The 20,984-nt window shown below is 72.8% G+C and carries 18 protein-coding genes; 14 read left to right on the top strand and 4 right to left on the bottom strand.

The annotated features are described in order from the left end of the window. Window positions 1-18: 18 nt before the first annotated feature. Window positions 19-420 (top strand): hypothetical protein, encoded by a 402-nt coding sequence (locus E4P38_RS07000; protein ID WP_135131053.1) that lies wholly within the window; start codon window positions 19-21, stop codon window positions 418-420. Here E4P38_RS07000 and E4P38_RS06995 read toward each other — a convergent pair. Continuing rightward, a complete protein-coding gene (locus E4P38_RS06995; RefSeq protein WP_135131052.1) occupies window positions 407-1,252 on the bottom strand; it encodes a slipin family protein in 846 nt (281 codons plus the stop codon). The genes E4P38_RS07000 and E4P38_RS06995 overlap by 14 nt on opposite strands. Before the next feature lie 233 nt (window positions 1,253-1,485). Here E4P38_RS06995 and E4P38_RS06990 point away from each other — a divergent pair, with 233 nt between their 5' ends. From E4P38_RS06990 to E4P38_RS06965, 6 genes are all read left to right on the top strand, one after another. Next, on the top strand, window positions 1,486-2,715 hold the full coding sequence (locus tag E4P38_RS06990; RefSeq protein WP_135131051.1) for an FAD-dependent oxidoreductase: 1,230 nt from the start codon (window positions 1,486-1,488) through the stop codon (window positions 2,713-2,715). Window positions 2,716-2,921: 206 nt separating this feature from the next. Then, window positions 2,922-4,262 carry a glutamine synthetase family protein gene (locus E4P38_RS06985; RefSeq protein WP_135131050.1) on the top strand — a complete coding sequence of 447 codons (1,341 nt, stop codon included), beginning with the start codon at window positions 2,922-2,924 and terminating at the stop codon, window positions 4,260-4,262. Between the two features lie 87 nt (window positions 4,263-4,349). Continuing rightward, window positions 4,350-5,081: a type 1 glutamine amidotransferase gene (locus E4P38_RS06980; RefSeq protein ID WP_135131049.1), complete on the top strand. Its 732-nt coding sequence runs from the start codon at window positions 4,350-4,352 to the stop codon at window positions 5,079-5,081. Window positions 5,082-5,085: 4 nt separating this feature from the next. Further along, window positions 5,086-8,193, top strand: coding sequence for a bifunctional [glutamine synthetase] adenylyltransferase/[glutamine synthetase]-adenylyl-L-tyrosine phosphorylase (locus E4P38_RS06975; protein WP_135131048.1), 3,108 nt, complete (start codon window positions 5,086-5,088; stop codon window positions 8,191-8,193). An 86-nt stretch (window positions 8,194-8,279) separates the two neighbouring features. Beyond that, window positions 8,280-9,107, top strand: a complete 828-nt coding sequence (locus E4P38_RS06970; protein WP_135131047.1) for an aquaporin — start codon at window positions 8,280-8,282, stop codon at window positions 9,105-9,107. Between the two features lie 65 nt (window positions 9,108-9,172). Further along, window positions 9,173-9,487 (top strand): CDGSH iron-sulfur domain-containing protein, encoded by a 315-nt coding sequence (locus E4P38_RS06965; RefSeq protein ID WP_209308982.1) that lies wholly within the window; start codon window positions 9,173-9,175, stop codon window positions 9,485-9,487. A 9-nt stretch (window positions 9,488-9,496) separates the two neighbouring features. Here E4P38_RS06965 and E4P38_RS23825 read toward each other — a convergent pair whose 3' ends face one another. Together E4P38_RS23825 and E4P38_RS06955 are read right to left on the bottom strand one after the other, a co-directional pair. Beyond that, window positions 9,497-11,047 (bottom strand): methyl-accepting chemotaxis protein, encoded by a 1,551-nt coding sequence (locus E4P38_RS23825; RefSeq protein ID WP_135131046.1) that lies wholly within the window; start codon window positions 11,045-11,047, stop codon window positions 9,497-9,499. Between the two features lie 120 nt (window positions 11,048-11,167). Next, the gene (locus E4P38_RS06955; protein ID WP_135131045.1) at window positions 11,168-12,181 is read right to left on the bottom strand and encodes an iron-containing redox enzyme family protein; all 1,014 of its coding nucleotides are present in this window, start codon (window positions 12,179-12,181) and stop codon (window positions 11,168-11,170) included. Between the two features lie 195 nt (window positions 12,182-12,376). Between E4P38_RS06955 and E4P38_RS06950 the strand changes: the two genes are divergently transcribed. The 5 genes from E4P38_RS06950 (at window position 12,377) to E4P38_RS06930 (ending at window position 18,174) form a co-directional block, all read left to right on the top strand. Beyond that, window positions 12,377-13,885 (top strand): MFS transporter, encoded by a 1,509-nt coding sequence (locus tag E4P38_RS06950; protein ID WP_135131044.1) that lies wholly within the window; start codon window positions 12,377-12,379, stop codon window positions 13,883-13,885. 164 nt (window positions 13,886-14,049) lie between these two features. Beyond that, a complete protein-coding gene (locus E4P38_RS06945) occupies window positions 14,050-14,922 on the top strand; it encodes an FAD binding domain-containing protein (RefSeq protein WP_135131043.1) in 873 nt (290 codons plus the stop codon). A 2-nt stretch (window positions 14,923-14,924) separates the two neighbouring features. Then, a complete protein-coding gene (locus tag E4P38_RS06940) occupies window positions 14,925-15,395 on the top strand; it encodes a (2Fe-2S)-binding protein (protein WP_135131042.1) in 471 nt (156 codons plus the stop codon). Beyond that, window positions 15,392-17,701: a xanthine dehydrogenase subunit D gene (gene pucD / locus E4P38_RS06935; RefSeq protein ID WP_135131041.1), complete on the top strand. Its 2,310-nt coding sequence runs from the start codon at window positions 15,392-15,394 to the stop codon at window positions 17,699-17,701. The genes E4P38_RS06940 and pucD overlap by 4 nt, the downstream gene beginning before the upstream one ends. Before the next feature lie 20 nt (window positions 17,702-17,721). Next, window positions 17,722-18,174, top strand: a complete 453-nt coding sequence (locus E4P38_RS06930; protein ID WP_135131040.1) for a nuclear transport factor 2 family protein — start codon at window positions 17,722-17,724, stop codon at window positions 18,172-18,174. Here the strand turns inward: E4P38_RS06930 and E4P38_RS06925 are convergent. Beyond that, window positions 18,164-19,147 (bottom strand): asparaginase, encoded by a 984-nt coding sequence (locus tag E4P38_RS06925; protein WP_135131039.1) that lies wholly within the window; start codon window positions 19,145-19,147, stop codon window positions 18,164-18,166. The genes E4P38_RS06930 and E4P38_RS06925 overlap by 11 nt on opposite strands. Before the next feature lie 103 nt (window positions 19,148-19,250). Between E4P38_RS06925 and E4P38_RS06920 the strand changes: the two genes are divergently transcribed. Together E4P38_RS06920 and E4P38_RS06915 are read left to right on the top strand one after the other, a co-directional pair. Next, window positions 19,251-19,787 carry a DUF1353 domain-containing protein gene (locus E4P38_RS06920; RefSeq protein WP_135131038.1) on the top strand — a complete coding sequence of 179 codons (537 nt, stop codon included), beginning with the start codon at window positions 19,251-19,253 and terminating at the stop codon, window positions 19,785-19,787. Between the two features lie 13 nt (window positions 19,788-19,800). Next, on the top strand, window positions 19,801-20,955 hold the full coding sequence (locus E4P38_RS06915) for a 5-methyltetrahydropteroyltriglutamate--homocysteine S-methyltransferase (protein WP_245160851.1): 1,155 nt from the start codon (window positions 19,801-19,803) through the stop codon (window positions 20,953-20,955). Window positions 20,956-20,984: the final 29 nt, after the last annotated feature.

The following is a 20,984-nucleotide window of genomic DNA, read 5'->3' as shown; positions in this document are numbered from 1 at the left end:
CCGGCCTACCGTGACGCCATGCCCGAGTGGCTGACCGTCGAGGTCTTCGACGGCGACGCCCCCGCGTCGGGGTGGCGCCTGGCGCACGAGAACGCCCTCATCGAGGCGGCGATCACCCACGGCGCGTCCTTCTGGGACTGGCACTCCACCCGGTGGGGCGTCGTCCTGGAGCTGGCCTTCGACAGCGACGAGCGGCTGGAGCGCTACCGCTCGCTGCCCGTCGTCCGCGCCGCGCTCGACGCCGTGCCCGACCGGGCGCACGGCCTGCTGGTCTACCGCGGCCGGGGCGGCGGTTCCGGCGCACTGGTGCCGAGCAGGCCACGGCCGCGCCCGGTCGCGGGAGCCGCGGCCCTGCCCGAGCCGCCACCCGACGAGTACGTCCGCCTGACCAGCGACCGGGACAGCCTCACCTGCCGTTGATCGGCGTCGGGCCGGCCGGCATCCCCGTCCGGACACGGGTCTCCGGGATCTCGGGTGCCGACGGCGGGACCTCGGGAGGTGTGGCCCGTTCGAGGAAGCGCAGGAGCTCCACCGGGAAGGGCAGGACCAGCGTCGAGTTCTTCTCCGCGGCCACCTCGACGACGGTCTGGAGCAGCCGGAGCTGGAGCGCCGCGGGATGGGCCGCCATGACCTCCGCAGCCTGGGCCAGCTTCTCCGACGCCTGCAGCTCGCCTTCGGCGGTGATCACCCGCGACCGGCGCTCCCGCTCGGCCTCGGCCTGCCGCGACATCGACCGTTTCATCGTCTCGGGCAGCGCGACGTCCTTGATGTCCACGCGATCGATGTGCACGCCCCAGTCGACGGCCGGGCTGTCGAGCATCAGCTCCAGGCCCTGGTTGAGCCGTTCCCGGTTGGAGAGCAGGTCGTCGAGGTCGCTCTTGCCGATGATCGAGCGCAGCGAGGCCTGGGCGACCTGCGCGATCGCGGCCTCGTAGTTCTGCACGTCGACGACCACGCGGACCGGGTCGAAGACCTTGTAGTAGACGACCGCGTCCACCTTCACCGTGACGTTGTCGCGGGTGATGCCCTCCTGGGCGGGCACCGGCATGGTGACGACCTGCATGCTCACCTTGTGCAGCCGGTCGGCGACCGGCGCGATCATGGTGAGGCCGGGACCGCGGAGGTCGCCACGCAACTGCCCGAAGCGCAGGACGACGCCCCGCTCGAACTGCTTCACCACCCGGACGCTCGCCCCCGCGAGCACGAGGATGCCGAGGACCACGACCGCGAGCACCACGAGAATGGTGTCCATCTCGCCCCTCCGATGTCGCCCGGCGCCGGGTCGCGGCGCGCCTGGGACGACGCATCCAGGGTAGTCCGGCCACGCATGCGCAGGCCTCGATCACGGCGCGCCGAGCGACGTCGGCCGGACCTTCTGCAGATCCCGTTGAACCGCCGCGTCTCCGGAGCCGTGTCCGAGGGCGGGGATCTGCGAATCTCGTCGTGCCGTTCTCCGCCCCTTCGCCGAATGCGAGGTCGACCGGGATGACCGCTGAGGAACCGTTCGTGATCGTCGGTGGGGGACTGGCCGGCGCGAAGGCCGCCGAGACGCTGCGCGCCGAGGGGTTCGACGGGCCCGTCGTCCTCGTGGCGGGGGAGGCCGAGCTGCCCTACGAGCGGCCGCCCCTGTCCAAGGACTACCTGCTCGGCAAGGCCGACCGGGAGAGCCCGCGGGTGCACCCCGCTGACTGGTACGGCGAGCACGACGTGGAGCTGCGCACCGGCGTCCGGGCCACCCACCTGGATCCGGCCACGCACCGGCTGACGCTGGAGGACGGCGCGGAGCTGCCCTACGCGAAGCTGCTGCTGGCCACCGGTTCCTCGGCCCGGCGGCTGCCCGTGCCCGGAGGGGACCTGGACGGCGTCCGGTACCTGCGCACCCTCGCCGACTCCGACCGGCTCCTGGCCGACCTCTCCGGCGGCGGACGGCGGGTGGTGATCATCGGCGCCGGCTGGATCGGCCTCGAGGTCGCGGCGGCGGCCCGGCACCACGGAAACGAGGTGACCGTCGTCGAGCCGCAGCCGACACCGCTGCACGCCGTCCTCGGAGCGGAGATGGGCAACGTCTTCGCCCGGCTCCACCGCGAGCACGGCGTCGACCTGTTTCCCGACACGGTCGTACGGGAGTTCCGCGGCGCCGACGGCACGGTGCGGTCGGTGGCCACCGACCGGCACGCCGGGCTCGACGCCGACCTGGTCGTCGTGGGGATCGGGGCGACACCCAACGTCGACCTCGCCGCCTCGGCCGGGCTGGAGGTGGACAACGGCGTCGTCACCGACGATGCCCTGCGGACGTCGGCGCCGGACGTGTTCGCGGCCGGCGACGTCGCGTCGTCCTTCCATCCGCTCTACGGCCGGTACGTGCGCGTCGAGCACTGGGCCAACGCGCTCAACGGCGGTCCCGCCGCGGCGAGGTCGATGCTGGGCCAGGAGGTCAGCTACGACCGGGTGCCCTACTTCTTCACCGACCAGTACGACCTGGGCATGGAGTACTCGGGCCTGGGCGGTCCGGGCGACAGCGTGGTCACCCGAGGCGACCCCGACGACGGCGCGTTCATCGCGTTCTGGCTGCAGGACGGTCGCGTGAGCGCCGGGATGAATGTCAACGTCTGGGACGTGACGGAGCCGATCCAGGAGCTGATCCGCACCCGGCGGCAGGTGCCGGTCGCCTCGCTCACCGACCCGGACACGCCCCTGGAGCGGCTGGCCGCCTGACCCGTTCTCGGAGTTGATCATCGTCTCGGTGGCCGGGACACGACCGGACGCGTTCGGACACGCCGACGGGCCGTGCATGCAGACGATGAACGACAACCGGCGACACGACGGCTGAACCGGGCCTCGGTCGTGTGCGATTCGCCCGGAAGAGGCAGGCTTGGGGGGACGTCACACCCCGGAAACGAGCGGACGCGATCATGGCGAGCATGGACCGACAGCAGGAGTTCGTCCTGCGGACCCTCGAAGAGCGCGACATCCGATTCGTCCGGCTGTGGTTCACCGACGTCTCCGGCTACCTGAAGGCCGTCGCGGTGGCCCCGGCCGAGATCGAGGCCGCCTTCGCCGAGGGCATCGGCTTCGACGGCTCGGCGATCGAGGGCTTCGCCCGCGTCTACGAGTCCGACATGCTCGCCAAGCCCGACCCCGGCACGTTCCAGGTGATGCCGTCGGCCAAGGGACAGCCCAGCGACACCGCGCGGATGTTCTGCGACATCACGCTGCCCGACGGCTCGCCGGCCTGGGCCGACCCGCGGCACGTGCTCCGGCGGGCGCTGGCCAAGGCCGCCGACATGGGCTTCACCTTCTACACGCACCCCGAGATCGAGTTCTTCCTGCTCAAGGACCTCCCGACCGACGGCAGTCCGCCCCAGCCGGCCGACGCCGGCGGGTACTTCGACCTGTCGACGCACAACGTGGCGCACGACTTCCGCCGCGAGGCGGTCTTCGCGCTGGAGGCGATGGGCATCTCGGTGGAGTTCAGCCACCACGAGGTCGCGCCCGGCCAGCAGGAGATCGACCTGCGCTACGCCGACGCGTTGTCGATGGCGGACAACATCATGACCCTGCGGCACGTCGTCCGTGAGGTCGCGCTCGCCCAGGGCGTGCACGCCACCTTCATGCCCAAGCCGTTCACCGATCTGGCCGGCTCCGCGATGCACACCCACTTGTCGCTGTTCGAAGGCGACCGCAACGCCTTCCACGACGCCGCCGACCCGATGCGGCTGTCGACGACCGGCAAGCAGTTCATCGCCGGTCTGCTCACCCACGCCCGCGAGGTCACCGCCGTCACCAACCAGACGGTGAACTCCTACCGCCGGTTGCTGGCCGGCACGGAGGCGCCGACCGCGGCGACCTGGGGGCGGGCCAACCGCTCGGCGCTCGTGCGGCTGCCCTCGTACAAGCCCGGCAAGGCCCAGTCGGCCCGGGTCGAGGTGCGCTCACCGGACTCCGCGTGCAACCCCTATCTGACCTTCGCCGTCCTGCTCGCCGCCGGCCTGCGCGGCATCGAGAAGGGCTACGAGCTCCCGCCCGAGGCCGAGGACGACGTCTGGTCGCTGACCGACACCGAGCGGCGCGCGGCGGGATACGAGGACCTGCCGGTCTCCCTCGGCGAGGCGCTGACCGCGATGCAGGGCAGCGAGCTCGTCGCCGAGACGCTGGGCGAGCACGTCTTCGAGTTCTTCCTCCGCAACAAGTGGGAGGAGTTCAACTCCTACCGGCAGAACGTGACCCCCTTCGAGCTCCGCCGGTACCTCCCCGGTCTCTAGAGGGGATGGAACGGCCTCGTCGCAGGGGCCCGTGCCGAGCCTGCGAGGCGCGGGGGGCGACGAGGCCCTTCAACTAACCTCGACGCCGTGACCCGCCTGCTCGTCGTCGTCGTCCACGAGACCGATCCGGTCGCCCGCCTGGGCGGGTGGCTCCGCGACGCCGGGGCGGAGCTCGACGAGCGCCACATCACCACCGGCGACGAGCTGCCCAGCGCGCTGGACGGGTTCGACGGGATGGTCGTCCTCGGCGGTCCGCAGTCGGCCATGGACGACGAGGCGACCAGCCCCGAGCTGGTCGGCGTCCGGGACCTGCTGCGCCAGGCGCTGGCCGCCGATTTCCCGACTCTCGCGATCTGCCTCGGCGCCCAGCTGCTGGCCCAGGTCGGCGGCGGCAAGGTACGGGAGGGCATCGACGGCCCGGAGGTCGGCGCGCTGCTCGTCGCCAAGCGCGACGCCGCCTACGCCGACCCGGTCTTCGGGCCGCTGCCGCTCACACCCGATGTGCTCCAGTTCCACCACGACGAGATCTCGGAGCTGCCCACCGGGGCGGTCCTGCTGGCGAGCAGCCCGATGTACGTCAATCAGGCGTACCGGGTCGGGCAGCACGTCTACGGGCTCCAGTTCCACATCGAGACGGCGCCGGAGATCGTCCACGAGTGGGCCGAGCGCGACGTCGTCGGCGTCGCCGCGAGCCCGCACGACCGCGAGACCATCTGCCGGCTCTCCGACGAGGCCCACCCCCACGTCGAGGCAGCGTGGGCGCCGTTCGCCGCGCGCTTCACCGACCTCGTCAGCGCCCGCGCCCGCCAGGCTGCCTGAGGGCATGAGCAGCACAGACGCGGACATCCCGCGCCGGGCGATCGTGCGCCTGGCCCGGTTCGGATTCGAGGACGGCGAGCGCGCGGCGACACTGCTGTCCGATCCGGCGCTCGGACTGTGGGACCTCGAGCGCAACGAGCCCGCCGACCCCGAGGCCGGCCCAGTCGTGGCCGCTCTCGCGCGGTCCGGAGACCCCGACCTGGCGCTGCGCTCGCTGCACCGGCTGGTCGAGGCCCTCGACCGCCGGGACTCCTCCGGCGGGCAGGCGGCGGCGCTGCTGGCGCACTTGCGCGGGTCGGGCCCGCTGCGCGGGCGGCTGCTGGCCGTGCTCGGTGCCAGCTCCGGGCTGGCCGACCACCTGGCCGCGCACCCGAGCGACTGGGACGTGCTCGAGGAGGACGACGGGAGCTCCCGCGGATCGAGCGGCCCGTCGGCGTCGCAGCTGCAGCGGCAGATGCTGGCGGCCGTAGGCGCCGACCCCGACGACCCGCCGTGGGGCGTGCGGCTGGGCAAGGGCGCCCCCGATGCCTCCCCGAAGCGGATCGCCGCGCTCCGGCTGGCCTACCGCCGGGCGATCCTCTCCCTCGCCGGCCGCGACCTGGGTGAGGGGCTCCCGGCAGAAGAGGCCGCCTCGGAGCTCGCCGACATCGCCGCCGCGGTCCTCACCGCCGGGATGGCGCTCGCCGTCGCCGAGCAGCCGCCGTCGGCCGCCGCCTGCCGGCTCGCGGTCATCGCGTTGGGCAAGACCGGCGGCCGGGAGCTCAACTACGTCAGCGACGTGGACGTCGTCTTCGTGGCCGAGCCGGTGGACCCCAGCGACTCCGAGAGCGCGGCGCTGACCAGCGCCACCCGCGTCGCCGCGGCGCTCATGCGGATCTGCCGCGAGGCCGCGTGGGAGGTCGACGCCGCGCTGCGCCCGGAGGGCAAGGCCGGCGCCCTCGTGCGCACCCTCGCCGGGCACGAGGCCTACTACGAGAAGTGGGCCAGCACCTGGGAGTTCCAGGCGCTGCTGAAGATGCGTCCGGTGGCCGGCGACCCCGACCTCGGCCGGGGCTACGTCGACGCGCTGTGGCCGCTGGTCTGGAAGGCCGGCGACCGTCCCGGGTTCGTCGCCGAGGTGCAGGCCATGCGCCGCCGCGTCGAGGCCAACATCCCGCCCACGCAGGCCGAGCGGGAGCTCAAGCTCGGCCGCGGCGGGCTGCGGGACGTCGAGTTCGCCGTCCAGTTGCTGCAGATGGTGCACGGCCGGGTCGACGCGTCGCTGCGGCTGGGCGGCACGCTGCCGGCCCTGACGGCGCTGTCGGCCGGCGGGTACGTCGGGCGGGAGGACGCCGCCACGCTGATCGCCTCCTACCGGTTCCTCCGCACCGTCGAGCACCGCCTCCAGCTGCTCCGGCTGCGCCGCACCCACCTGCTGCCCACCGACGACCAGCAGCTGCGCTGGCTCGCGCGGTCGCTGGGGTACAAGCCCGACCACCGCGGCCAGGCGACCGACGTGCTGCAGGCCGAGCTCGCGCTGCACACCCGTGAGGTGCGCCGGCTGCACGAGAAGCTCTTCTACCGGCCGCTGCTGTCCGCGGTCGCCCGGGTGCCCGGCGAGCAGCTGCAGCTGGGGTCGAAGGCGGCGGGGGACTGGCTGCGCGCTCTCGGGTTCGCCGACCCCGAGGCGGCGCTGCGCCATCTCGCCGCGCTCACCGGCGGGGTGTCCCGCTCGGCCTCGATGCAGAGGTACCTGCTGCCGGTGCTGCTGCAGACCTTCGCCTCGTGCCCGAACCCCGACGCCGGGTTGCTGGCCTACCGCCAGGTCAGCGAGGCGCTCGGCGGCAACCAGTGGTTCCTCCGGCTCCTGCGGGACGAGGGCCAGGTGGCCGAGCGGCTCGCGCACCTGCTCGGGTCCAGCCAGTACATCGCCTCGCTGCTGACCCGCACGCCCGAGGCGCTGCGGCTGCTGGCCGACGACGCCCAGCTCGAGCCGCGGACCGCGGAGGCCCTCGCCGGTGCATGGCGGCAGTCGGCCGGGCGGGCCGCGGACGCGCAGGAGGGCATCCGGGTGCTGCGCGGGCTGCGCCGTCAGGAGCTGCTGCGGGTGGCCTCGGCGGACCTGCTGGGCCGGCTGGACGTCGTCCGTCTCGGCACGGCCCTCACCGACATCGCCGTGGCCACCCTCCAGGCCGGGCTGGACGTGGCGATCCGGGCGTACGCCCTCGAGAGCGGCACGGACGTCGCCGACGTGCCGATGGACCTCGCGATCATCGGCATGGGCCGCCTGGGGGGCGGGGAGATGGGCTTCGGCTCCGACGCCGACGTCCTGTTCGTCCACCGGGCACGGGACGGCGCGGACGAGGGCAAGGCGACCGCGGCGGCCAACGCCGTCGCGCACACGCTGCGCCGGCTGCTCGGCGAGCCCGCACCCGACCCCGCGTTCGAGGTCGACGCCGACCTCCGGCCGGAGGGCCGGCAGGGCGCCCTGGTGCGCAGCCTCTCGGCGTTCCGCGAGTACTACGAGCGCTGGGTCTCGGTGTGGGAGGTGCAGGCGCTGCTCCGCGCCGTGCCGGTGGCGGGGGACGAGGAGCTCGGCGAGGACTTCGTGGCCCTCATCGACCCGATCCGCTACCCCGCGGACGGCGTGACGAGCGAGCAGGTCGCCGAGATCCGCCGGATCAAGGCGCGGGTGGAGCGCGAGCGGCTGCCCCGCGGCGCCGACCCGGCGACACACACGAAGCTCGGCCGCGGCGGACTGGCCGACGTGGAGTGGACCGTCCAGCTGCTCCAGCTGCAGCACGCCGCCGGGACGCCGGAGCTCCAGGTGCCCTCCACGGTCGAGGGGCTGGCCGCGCTGGGGGAGGCGAAGCTGCTGGACGCCGACCAGCTCGAGGCCCTCCGGTCGGCGTGGGAGCTGGCCACCCGGGCCCGCAACGCGATCTTCCTGGTGAAGGGGCGGCCCAGCGACCAGCTGCCCCGCCCGGGGCTGGAGCTGGCCGGTGTCGCGCGTGCCTGCGGGTACGGGGCGGACATGGACCCCGGCCAGTTCCTCGACGACTACCGCCGGACCTCCCGCCATGCCCGGTCGGTCGTCGAGCACGTCTTCTACGGCCAGGCCACTACCAACTGAGAGCTTTCGGTACCGAAAGTCCCTGGCGCCGCCGTGCGGTGGCGGCAACGGTGGAGGAGCTCCTGTCCCGGCTCGCCGGAGGTCCCATGTCGCCCACCCTCGGTCGCTCCCTCGTCGCGGAGTTCCTCGGCACGGCGCTGCTGGTCTTCCTGGCGGTCGGCTCCGCGGTCGGTGGCATCGAGGCGATCGGCCCGCTCGGCGTGGCCTTCGCCTTCGGTCTGGTGCTGCTCGCCCTCGCGTACGCCATCGGCCCGATCTCCGGGTGCCACATCAACCCCGCGGTCACCCTGGGGGTGCTGCTCGCGAAGGGCATGACCGCGACCGAGGCCGTCTACTACTGGGTGGTCCAGCTGGCGGGCGGCATCGCCGGCGCGGCCCTGCTGAAGCTCATGACCAGCGGTTTCGGCGACGTCACCGACCAGACCGGCACGCTGGGGTCCAACGACTGGGGAGCGAACATCAGCGCGGGTGGTGCCTTCGTCCTGGAGGTCCTGCTCACCTTCGTCCTCGTCGCCGTGGTGCTGCTCGTGACCGGGCGGTCGGCGACACCGGGGTTCGCGGGACTCGCCATCGGCCTGACGCTGACCGCCGTCCACCTGATCGGGATCCCGCTGGACGGGACGTCGGTCAACCCCGCCCGTTCCCTCGGCCCGGCCCTGTTCGCCGGCGGGGACCCGCTGGCGCACGTGTGGCTGTTCCTGATCGCACCCCTGGTGGGAGCCGTGCTGGCCTACGGGGTCGTCCGTGGCCTGAGCACGCCGCTGGTCACCGAGGAGGCGGCCCGGGAGGCCGAAGCCGCGGCGCCCGGAGGCCCACTGGACCAGACCGGCGCCCAGCTGCCCCCGGAGGAGCACGTGGTGCAGATCCCCCCGCCCGCGAGGGCGCGCGTCGACCACCGGAGGACGTCGCGCTGACCGTCGGCTGCCCCGGACGGGTGGTCGCGGGTGTGCCGGGCTTGCGGGCGGGGCAGTGTGGGGACGTGTCGCGCTCACTGTCCGCCGAACCGGACCTGCCCGAGGACGCCGACGAGCCCCCCGTGCAGGGCGCCGGCGCCACGATCACGCCCTACCGTGACGGACCGCTGATCGTCCGCGGTGACTTCCGGCTGGTGGACCAGGACGGCGCCGAGATCGATCCGGGCCGGAACACGATCGCGCTCTGCCGGTGCGGGAAATCCGGCATCAAGCCCTTCTGCGACGGCACGCACAAGCGCTCGGGGTTCTCCGCGCCGAGTGCCTCCAGCCGACCGCGCCCCGCACAGATCATCCGGGAAGCGGGGCGGCCGGAGGCCTGAGCGGCCGCGTCAGCGACCCGCGTCGAACGCCTTCGCCATCTCCACCTGCTCCTCGAGCACCTCACCGATCCGGGCCTGGACGACGTCCAGCTCCCCGATGACCTCGCTGGTCGCGTGGATACCCGCCGACACCGACTTGCTGCTCGTCTGGATCTCGGCGATCTGCTGGGAGACCCGGTGGGTGGCGCCGGCGGTCTCGCGGGCCAGGTCCTTCACCTCGCTGGCGACGACGGCGAAGCCCCGGCCGAGCTCGCCCGCACGCGCCGCCTCGATGGTCGCGTTGAGCGCGAGCAGGTTGGTCTGGTCGGCGATCGCCCCGATGATCCGGATGACGTCGTCCACGGCGGCGGAGGCCGTACCGAGAGCTTCCACCTCGGCGGTCATCGACGAGGCCTGCGCCACGGCCTTCTCGGCCACCCGGCCGGCGTCGTCGGCCGCCTGCCGCAGCCGGGACACCGTCTCGAGCAGGGCCCGCGAGTTCTGGGCGTCGGCCTCGGCCCGGCGGATGATGTCCAGCCGCTGCGACACCAGCTGCGCCACGTTGCGCAGGGCCGAACCACGGGAATCGGAGAGCTCGATCGTCTCCGTGGCGAAGAAGTCCATGGTGCCGATGACGCGTCCACCGGCGGTGATCGGGAAGCAGACCCCGGACCGGACGCCCGCCCGCTGTGCCGCGGGGGCGCGGACGCAGTCGGTGACCTCGGCGAGGTCGCGGACGAAGACCAGGTCGCGCTGCTTCCAGGCCCGGCCGGAGAGGCCGACGCCCTCGGCGAAGCTGGCAGCCAGCGTCACCTCGCGGAACTCCTGGCCGGCCGAGCCGGACTCCACGTCGAACCGCAGCACGTGCGCGGCGTCGTCCAGGGCCCAGAACGAGCCGTAGGCCCAGCCGAACGCCGTCCGCACCGTCTCGAGCGCGATCCGCAGCGCGGTGGCCTCGTCCGTCGCCTCGCCCACCCTGCTGACCACGGTCGTCACCGCGTTTCGGTCGTCGAGGTTCTCCCGCAGCTGCGCCACGGCGAGGGCGCTGCGGCGGGCGTGCGCCACGAGCCGCCCGATGGTCTTCCACTGTTCGGCGCGACCGCCGAAGAACGGCAGCTCGCTGCGGGTGTAGTACTCCAGGACGGCGGTGACCCGGTTGCCCTCCACGACGGGCAGGAAGCAGCCCTGGCGCGCACCGGCCGCGGCCGCGGTTGCCCAGCGGGGGCAGGTCGCGGTCCCGGAGGAGGCGTCCATCAGGACCGGGCGGTGCGAGCGCAGGGCCTCCCCGCCGTACCCGGCGCCGTCGACCATCGCCTGGCCCGGTTGCCAGGCCGCCGCCATCGTCGGGGCGAGGTCGCCCTCGGTCACCCGCAGCACGAATCCGTCCTCAGCGGGCAGCCAGGCGGCGCCGTAGACCAGGCCGAGGGAGTCCACGAGCGACCGCATGATGCGCTCGTGCGCGTCCACCTCGTCGCTCACGTCGGCGTCGAGTGACTCGATGACCCGCTCCAGGGCCTCGATGTCCTGGGCGAACGTCCCAGGCTGCGTCGCAGCCGCTGACGTGCCGCTCTTCCACCACATGTGCACTCCCACCGATCACCGCCGCCGACTGTTCGGGGTTGTGTTCGGCACCGGGCGCCGCGAGTTCAGCCGGGCGAGTCGACCGTGTTCCGATATTGACCCGTAGCGGATCTTGACCGGTCAGGCGGCGAGGGTGCGCTCCCCGCGGAGGGCAGAGCGGCCGGCCTCCCAGGCGCTGAGAAGGTGCCCGGCGGTGACGCCGTCCATGGCCAACGAGCAGGCGGCGCCGAAGAGGACGTCGGCAAGCAGGTCCGGCTCCTCGGCCACGAGCGAGCCGCACATGTCGACCGAGGCGATCTGCTCGTGAACGGCGTCGGCCTCCACGTGCTCGTCGTAGAAGACGGTCACCCGCTCGTCGAAGCCGAGCCGGCGCAGGCCCGCGGAGTAGCGACGGCTCGGCTCGGACGACGTCATCTCCACGGCCGTCATGTGCCCGAGGGCGGCCCCGCGCCAGCGGCGGTGCAGGCCGAACAGCGACATCGTGTTGACCGACGCGAAGGCCGCGGCCGGCGCCTCGTTCCAGAGGGCGCCGTAGGTCGCGTCCAGGTCGAGGTCGCGCATCAGGCCGGCGAACAGCTCGCTGTGCATCCGCTCCGGGGTGCCGCCGCCGTACTCGTCGGCCTGGATCTCCACCATCGCCGCCTTGGCCCGGCCGGAGAGGCGCGGGATCGCGAACGTGTGCGGGTCGCCCTCCTTGAGGTGGTACACCGACCGCAGCGTCAGGTACTCACGCCACTGCGCGAGCGTGCCCTGCTTGGCCATGAACGACGACAGCGACGGTCCGTCGTCGGCGGTGATCAGGGCGGTCAGCTGACGATCGACCGACTCGTCGCTGGTCGCGAGCGGGCCCACCAGCTCCTGCAGCGCAGCCAGGTGCCGGCGCTCGAGGCCGGTACGCAGCCGGATCAGCGCCGGGTCCCACTCCCAGTCCTCGGACACGCCCTCGAACCCGCGGTAGTGCAGTTCGTAACAGACGGCCAGGCTGATCTGGAGGTCCTCGTCGGACAGCGCGCCGGCGCCACCGTCCGCGAGCCGGTCGGCCTGCTCGACGGTGGACGCGGACAGCTCGGTGCGGCTGACGAGGTCACGGAACAGGGCCTCGCTGAGAGGGCCCCGGGGCTCGGGCAGACGCATGGTCCTCAGCATGCCCAGCGCCGCGGCGTTCGATGCGCCCGCAGATGTGATGTCCCCCGTGCGAAGGACCTGGCCTCCCCGTCCCCCCGTTCGGGGACAGCCGCGAACGGATCTGCCCAGAGACGGTTGATCCGCGCAACCACTGGGCAGAGGGGACCGGCACTTCAGCCAGCCAGCCCATCCCGGAGGCGCTCAATGACGACCACGCACGAGGCATCGGCACCCGCACCAGGGATCATCCGCAGCCTCATCCCCGCCCGGATCGACCGGCTGCCGTGGTCGCCCTTCCATACGCGGATGGTCATCGCCCTCGGTGTGGCCTGGATCCTGGACGGGCTGGAGATCACGGTCGCGAGCGCCGTCGTCGCGACGCTCACCAAGGCGGAGACCCTCGCCCTGTCGTCGACCGAGGCCGGGCTGATCGCCACGGTCTACCTGGCCGGCGAGGTCGTCGGTGCGCTCTTCTTCGGGCGGCTGTCGGACAAGCTCGGCCGCCGCAAGCTGTTCATCATCACGCTGGCCGTCTACCTGATCGGCAGCGGTCTGACGGCGCTCACGCTCAGCGGCGGGACCGGCTGGCTGATCTTCCTGTACGCGACGCGGTTCATCAGCGGGATGGGCATCGGCGGCGAGTACGCCGCGATCAACTCCGCGATCGACGAGCTGATCCCCGCCCGGTTCCGGGGGCGCGTCGACATCATGGTCAACGGCACCTACTGGGCCGGCGCGATCATCGGAACGCTGGGCACCTACATCTTCCTCAACCAGCTCGACCCGGGCATCGCCTGGCGGGTCGCCTTCCTCCTCGGCCCGGTCCTCGGCCTCGTGATCATCGTCGTCCGCCGGCACCTGCCGGAGAGCCCGCGCTGGCAGGTCATGCACGGCCACGAGGCCGAGGCCGAGAAGACGATCGACTACATCGAGCACGAGGTGGAGGCCGGCGGCCGCGAGCTGCCGAGGGTTCCGGAGGACAAGGCGGTCGAGATCAAGCCGGCGGAGGACATCGGCTACTTCGCGCTCGCCCGGGTGCTGTTCAAGGAGTACCCGCAGCGGGCGATCTACGGCGCCACGCTGATGATCACGCAGTCGTTCCTCTACAACGCGATCTTCTTCACCTACACGCTCGTCCTGACCAACTTCTTCGACGTGGACGAGAAGAAGGCGCCGCTGTTCCTCATCGCGTTTGCGGTGGGCAACCTGTCCGGGCCGTTCCTGCTCGGGCACCTCTTCGACACCGTCGGCCGCAAGAAGATGATCTCCGGCACCTACATCCTGTCCGGCGTCCTGCTGGCGATCACCGCGTTCCTGTTCAAGGCGGACGCCCTGACCGCCACCACGCAGACGGTCGCCTGGTGCCTGATCTTCTTCTTCGCCTCGGCGGGAGCCAGTTCGGCGTACCTCACGGTGAGTGAGATCTTCCCGCAGGAGGTCCGGGCGAAGGCGATCGCCGTCTTCTTCGCCATCGCCCAGTGCTTCGGTGCTCTGGGCCCGGTGATCTACGGCGCGCTCATCGGCGAGGGCGAGGACCGGGGCCCGCTCTTCGGCGGCTACCTGCTCGGCGCCGGGGTCATGATCGTCGGCGGGCTGGTCGCGGCGGTCCTCGGCGTCTCGGCCGAGGGCAAGTCGCTCGAGGACGTCGCCACGCCGCTCGCGCTGCGCCGTCCGGGCACCCGCGCGGAGGGAGCCGCGCGGTCCGGCATTTAGGTACGCCTGCGTCGGAGCCGCGGTCCACCTCGAGGGAGGTGGCCCGCGGCTTCCACGTTTCCGGACCGTCACGAACCGGTGCCGGACGCCGTGCCGCCCTTGCCAGCCCCTTCCGCGGCCTGTTGTCTTTCAAGAACATCTACGGGGGACAGCGAGGAGCGCCGATGGACTTCCTGCAACCGTCGTCGTGGCAGGAGGCTCTCGACATCCGGGCCGAGCGCCCCGACGCCGTCCCTATTGCCGGCGGTACCGACGTCATGGTCGACATCAACTTCGACCGGCGACGGCCGGGTGCGCTGCTCGACCTCGGCCGGGTGGCGGAGCTGCGGGAGTGGGGGACCGAGGCCGGTGTGGTCCGGCTGGGAGCAGGAGTGCCGTACACGCGCATCGTCGAGGACCTCGCCGACCGGCTGCCGGGCCTGGCAATGGCCTCGCGGACGGTCGGCTCCCCACAGATCCGCATCCGCGGCACGGTCGGCGGCAACCTCGGCTCGGCCTCCCCGGCCGGTGACGCGCACCCGCCGTTGCTGGCCGCCGGGGCCGTGGTCGAGGTTGCATCGGCGGCCCGGGGTGCCCGGCAGATCCCGGCCGCGGAGTTCTACACCGGCGTGAAGCGCAACGCCCTGGAGGCCGACGAGCTCATCGCCGCGGTGCTGATCCCGTCAGCGGCCGGTCCGCAGCAGTTCTGCAAGATCGGCACCCGCAACGCCATGGTCATCGCGGTCTCGGCGTTCGCCTGCGCACTGCACCCCGACCGGCGGGCCGTCGGCACCGGGATCGGGTCGGCCGCGCCCACCCCACGCCGGGCCGTCGACGCGGAGGATTTCCTGGCCGGCGAGCTGGAGGGCTCGGGGCTCTGGGAGTCCCGGGGCGAGCTGCCGGAGACCCTCGCCCGCGCCTTCGGCGAACGCGTCGCGGCGGCGGCGTCCCCCATCGACGACGTCCGTGGCAGTGCGGCCTACCGGCTGCACTCGCTGTCGGTGATGGCGCGGCGCGCCGTTACCTGGGCATGGAACGACCTGCGGAAGGCGGCCTGAGCATGCGCATCACCACCAGGGTCAACGGCACCGAGCAGGAGGTCGACGACGTCTGGGCGGGGGAGAGCCTGCTGTACGTGCTGCGCGAGCGGATGGGCCTGCCCGGCTCGAAGAACGCCTGCGAGCAGGGCGAGTGCGGCTCCTGCACCGTCTACCTCGACGGCGAGCCGGTCTGCTCCTGCCTCGTCGCCGCCGGCCAGGCGATCGGCCGGGAAGTGACCACCGTCGAGGGGCTCGCCGACGGCGAGCGGCTCCACCCCGTGCAGGAGGCCTTCGTCGAGTGCGGCGCCGTCCAGTGCGGCTTCTGCACGCCCGGCCTCGTCGTCGCCGCCCACGACCTGCTCGCGCGGGTGCCCAGCCCGTCGGACCCGGAGATCCGGGAGGCCCTGGCCGGCAACCTGTGCCGCTGCACCGGCTACGAGAAGATCCTGGACGCGGTCCGGCTGGCCGCCGAGCGGCAGGCACAGGCATGAGCACCGACACGGGCACGGCCACCACGACCACCACCACGACGACGGTGCCGCCGGGCCGGATCGGGGACAGCCCGCTGCGCCCCGACGGGACGCTGAAGGTCACCGGCGAGTTCGCCTACGCCAGCGACCTGTGGCACGACGAGATGGCCTGGGGCGTCACGCTGCGCAGCCCGCATCCGCACGCCCGCATTCGCGGCATCGACATCACCGAGGCACTGACCGTGCCGGGGGTCTGGGCGGTCCTCACCGCGGACGACGTCCCGGGGGAGAACGCGTTCGGACTCGAGCACGCCGACCAGCCGGTGCTGGCCTCGGAGTTCGTCCGGTACGAGGGCGAACCGGTGGCGCTGGTCGCCGCGGACCACCCGGAGACCGCCCGCCGCGCAGCCAAGCGGATCCGGGTCGACTACGAGGTGCTGCCCGCCGTCACCGACGCCCGCCGGGCGATGGATCCCGACGCCCCCGCCGTCCACCGGCCCGGCAACCTCGTGCGGCACCTGAGGTTGCGCCGCGGCGAGGAGAACCCCACCGCGCCGGTCGTGGTCTCGCTCGACTTCGAGGTCGGCATGCAGGACCAGGCCTTCCTCGGGCCGGAGTCCGGGCTCGCCGTCCCGGCCGAGGACGGCGGCATCGACCTCTACGTCGCCACCCAGTGGCTGCACGTCGACCAGCGGCAGATCTGCCTCGCGCTCGGCATGCCGGCGGAGAAGGTGCGGCTGACCCTGTCCGGCGTCGGCGGCGCGTTCGGCGGCCGCGAGGACCTGTCGGTGCACGTGCACGCCTGCCTGCTCGCCCTGCGCACCGGCAAGCCGGTCAAGATGAGCTACGGCCGGGAGGAGTCCTTCTACGGCCACGTGCACCGGCACCCGGCGACGATGACGTACGAGTTCGGGGCCGAGCGCGACGGCACCCTCGTCTACGCGAAGGCCTACGTGCTGCTGGACGGCGGCGCCTACGCCTCGTCGACGAACGCCGTGGTCGGCAACGCCGGCACCCTGGGCCTCGGGCCCTACCGGTTCCCGTCGGTGGCCGTCGACGCGTACGGGGTGTTCACCAACAACCCGCCGTGCGGGGCCATGCGCGGGTTCGGCTGCGTGCAGGCGGCGTTCGCCCACGAGGCGCTGATGGACGAGCTGGCCGACACCGTCGGCGTGGACCGGGTGGCGATCCGGCAGCTCAACGGCATGCGCGAGGGCGACCTCAACATCACCGGGCAGGTCATCGACTCCGCCGCACCCGTCGGCGAGCTGCTCCAGATCGTGGCCGACTTCCCGCTGCCGCCCGAGCGCGGTGAGGGCGCGGATCCGCGGTCGCTCCCCGGGGCAGTGAACAACACGACCCACGGCGAGGGCGTCGTCCGGGGGATCGGCTACGCCGTCACCTACAAGAACGTCGGCTTCTCCGAGGGCTTCGACGACTACTCGACCGCGCGGGTGCGCCTGGAGATGACCGGCGGCGAGGCCGTCGCGACCGTGCACACCGCGGCCGCCGAGGTCGGCCAGGGGCTGATCACCGTCGAGCAGCAGATCTGCCGGACCGAGCTCGGCGTCGAGCGGGTCGTCGTCCACCCGAAGGACACCGCCGTCGGGTCCGGCGGCTCGACGTCGGCGTCCCGGCAGACCTACGTGACCGGGGGAGCGGTGAAGGCGGCGTGCGAGGCCGTGCGCGCCGCCGTCCTGGAGCGGGCTGCCCTGGCCCTGGCCCGGCCCGCCGCTGACCTGCGGCTGGACGGTGAGAAGATCGTCGGCTCCTCGGGCGAGGTGCTCACCGGGCTCGCCGAGGTGCTCGGGGACGACGCCGTCGAGGAGACCGTGGAGTACCGCCACCGGCCCACCCACGCCATCGATCCGGAGACCGGCCAGGGCGACGCGCACGTGCAGTTCGCGTTCTCCGCGCACCGGGCGGTGGTCGACGTCGACGTCGAGCTGGGCCTGGTCAAGGTGGTCGCACTGGACACCGCGCAGGACGTCGGCAAGGCGATCAACCCCGACGCGGTGGTGGGTCAGATCCAGGGCGGCAGCGCCCAGGGGATGGGCCTGGCGCTGATGGAGGAGATCGTGGTGACCGACGGCCACGTGCGGAACCCCTCGTTCACCGACTACCTGATCCCGACCATCCTCGACATGCCGCCGATGCGGATCGAGGTGCTCGAGTACGCCGACCCGCACGCGCCCTACGGCGTGCGCGGGGTGGGGGAGCCGCCGACGATCTCGTCCGGGCCGGCCGTCGCCGCCGCCGTCCGGGCCGCGGTCGGCAAGCCGCTGCGCCGGGTGCCGATCCGCCCGGAGCACATCACCGGCACCTGACGCTCGACTAGCCTGCGCTCGTGTTCCACCGGCTGGCCGCGCGACGGGTGCGGCACGTCTTCGACCGGCTGAGCGCCGGTGACTACGAGGTGGCCCTCGCTGGCCTCGCGCCGGACGTGCACCACCGCTTCGCCGGCGATCACCCGCTCGGCGGGGAACGGCACGACGCGGCCGCCGTCCGCCGCTGGTTCGAGCGCCTGTACCGGCTCTTCCCGGAGTTGGGGTTCACGGTCACCGACGTCGCCGTGTCCGGGTGGCCGTGGAACTTGACCGTGACCGTGCAGTGGCAGGCGGACGTCGTCCCGCGGACCGGCCCGACGTACGTGAACGTCGGTGCCCACGTGCTGCGGGTGACGCGCGGGCGGATCGCGTGCCTGCACGCCTACGAGGACAGCCAGGCGGTCGCCGAGGCGTGTACCCGCATGGCCGCGCACGGCATCGAGGAGGCAGCGGCCGCCCCCATCACGACCTGAGCCGGGCGAACGACGCGCGGACCTCGTCCGGATCGCGGTGGATACTCAGCAGCGCAGCAAGCAGGATGCGCGCCTGCGACGGCCGCAGCAGCCCGCTCGGGACGGCGCCGGCAGCCAGGAGGTCGACGCCGCCGCCGTCGCCGTAGATTGCCGCGATCGGTCCGGCGGGCACCCGGGTCGAGGTCACGACGACGACACCGGCCGCGGTGAGCTCCCGCACCGCGGCGCAGATCGCGGGATTGGCGTTCCCCGCCCCGGTGGCCTCGAGGACGATCCCGCGGGCGCCGGCGGCGGCGAACGCCTGCAGCGCGGTCGCGTCCGCGTCCGGATAGCAGGCCACGACGTCGACCCGCACCCCGGTCGGGTCGAAGGCGGCGAGCTCGAGGGCCGGTTGCCGGCGCGGCGTCGTCACCACCTCGACGTGCCCGCCGTAGACCCAACCCAGCGCACCGCCGTAGGGATTGGTGAAGGTGTCGGCGGCCAGGGTGTGGCTCTTGCGGGTGCCCCGGGCCGGGAACAGCCGACCGCCGAACCCGACGAGGACGCCGAGTCCCCGCGCGGCGTCGTCGGCAGCCACCGTGACGGCGTCGAGCAGGTTGCGGGGGCCGTCGCTGTCCGGTGCGTCGGCGGCCCGCTGGGCACCGGTGACGACGACCGGACGGGCGTCGTCGTGGAAGAGGTCGAGGAAGAACGCGGTCTCCTCGGTGGTGTCCGTCCCGTGGGTCACGACCACGCCGGTGACCTCGGGGTCCCGCAGTTCGGCAGCGACCGCCGAGGCCACCGTGTGGACCCGGTCGACCGTCATGCGGAACCCGCCGACGCGCAGCACGTCCCGCACCTGCACGCGGACGCCGGCGGGCAGTGGCAGTCCGGCCACGAGGTCGGCGCCGGTGTCCTGTGCGGTCGCCGCGCCGTCGGGGGCCGAGCGGCTCGCGATCGTCCCGCCGGTCGCCAGCACGGTCACGAGCGGCATCCGTCCACCTCTCCCTCGGTCCGGTGGCGGGACCGTACCCACTCGTGGCCGGGTCGGCCCGGCTCCGAGAGGCGGTCCACCCCGGCTCAACGCAGAGTGAGCCGTGCCGTTCGAACCCGGAAGCCTCGTCGTCCGCAGGATCGACGCGAGCAGGTGGGCCACCGTCGACCCCCTCGTCTACCGGGGACGGCGGGACCGGTTCGTCGTCCCGGCCGGTTTCCGCACCGACTTTGCCAGCGTGCCTCGCGTGGTCACCTGGCTCGTCCCGCGCTTCGGTGCCTACACGCTGGCGGCGATCCTCCACGACTGGCTGTGCACGGAGGGCCTCCGAACCGGCGCGGTCACCTCACGCCAGGCCGACGGCCTCTTCCGCCGGGTCATGCGGGAGAGCGGGGTGCCGGTGCTCCGCCGTTGGCTGATGTGGGCCGGTGTGCGATGGGGAGCGCTGGTGGACGAACGGCGCCGCCGCGGCTGGGGAATCAGCGCGCCGGGGGTTCTGGCCGTCTCGGTCCTGGCCGCCCCGCTGGTCGTGCCGCCCGCGGTCGTCATCGCGCCGGGGCTGCTCGTCTTCGCCCTCGCCGAGTGGTTGGTCGCGCGGGTGGCGCCGACGCGGACCGACGAGATGGTGCTGAGGACGTGACGAGCGGCTGCGCATGCTGCCGGTCTGGGCCAAGCTGCAGGACATGACCGATTCCTCCGGCCCGCCGTTCCGTGCCGACCACGTCGGCAGCCTGCTCCGCCCCAAGAACCTGCTCGACGCCCGAGCCCGTCATGCCGCCGGTGACATCGACGACGCCGAGCTGCGCGGCATCGAGGACGAGGCGATCGCCGACGTCGTCCGCATGCAGAACGACGTCGGCCTGCGGACGGCGACGGACGGGGAGTTCCGGCGCGCGTCGTGGCACATGGACTTCATCTACGCGATCGACGGCATCACGAAGGTGACCGATCAGAACCTCGTCGTGCACTTCAAGAACGCCGACGGGAGCCTGGACTACACGCCGGCCGGGCTGCACGTGGACGGTCCGCTGTCGATCGACGAGCCGATCTTCGGGCCCGACTTCGCGCACCTGCAGTCGGTGGTGGCCGACGGGCAGACGCCGAAGCTGACGATTCCGTCGCCCTCGATGGTCCATTACCGCGGCGGAGCGGCGGCGATCGATCCGAAGGTCTATCCCGACGAGGACTCGTTCTGGGACGCGCTGTCGGCGGCCTACTCCCAGCAGGTGCACGGGATCGCGGCGATGGGCGGCACCTACCTGCAGTTCGACGACACCAGCCTGGCCTATCTCAACGACCCGCAGCAGCGGGCCGAGCTGGCCGCACAGGGCCGCGACGCCGAGCACCTGCACGAGCGCTACATCCGGCAGATCAACGCCGCGCTCGCCGGCCGCCCGGACACCCTGACCGTCACGACGCACATGTGCCGGGGCAACTTCCGCTCCTCGTGGGTTGCCGAGGGCGGCTACGACTTCGTCGCCGAGGCGCTGTTCGGTGGCCTGGAGGTCGACGGCTTCTTCCTCGAGTACGACGACGACCGGTCCGGTGGCTTCGAGCCGCTGCGGTTCGTCCCGCCGGGCAAGCGCGTCGTCCTGGGCCTGGTGACGACGAAGCGACCGGAGCTCGAGCGCAAGGACGACCTCAAGCGGCGGATCGAGGAGGCCTCGACATTCGTGCCGCTCGAGCAGCTGGCGCTCTCGGGGCAGTGCGGGTTCTCCTCGACCGTTGAGGGCAACTCGCTCACCCGTGACGAGCAGATCGCCAAGCTGGCGCTGATCGTGGAGACGGCCGAGGAGGTCTGGGGATGATCCGCCTCGGGCGCCCGACCTAGGATCCG

The organism is Blastococcus sp. CT_GayMR16 (assembly GCF_004570875.1).
In the GTDB taxonomy this organism is placed as follows: Bacteria; Actinomycetota; Actinomycetes; order Mycobacteriales; family Geodermatophilaceae; genus Blastococcus_B.
This window is presented reverse-complemented; position numbering and strand designations above follow the sequence as displayed.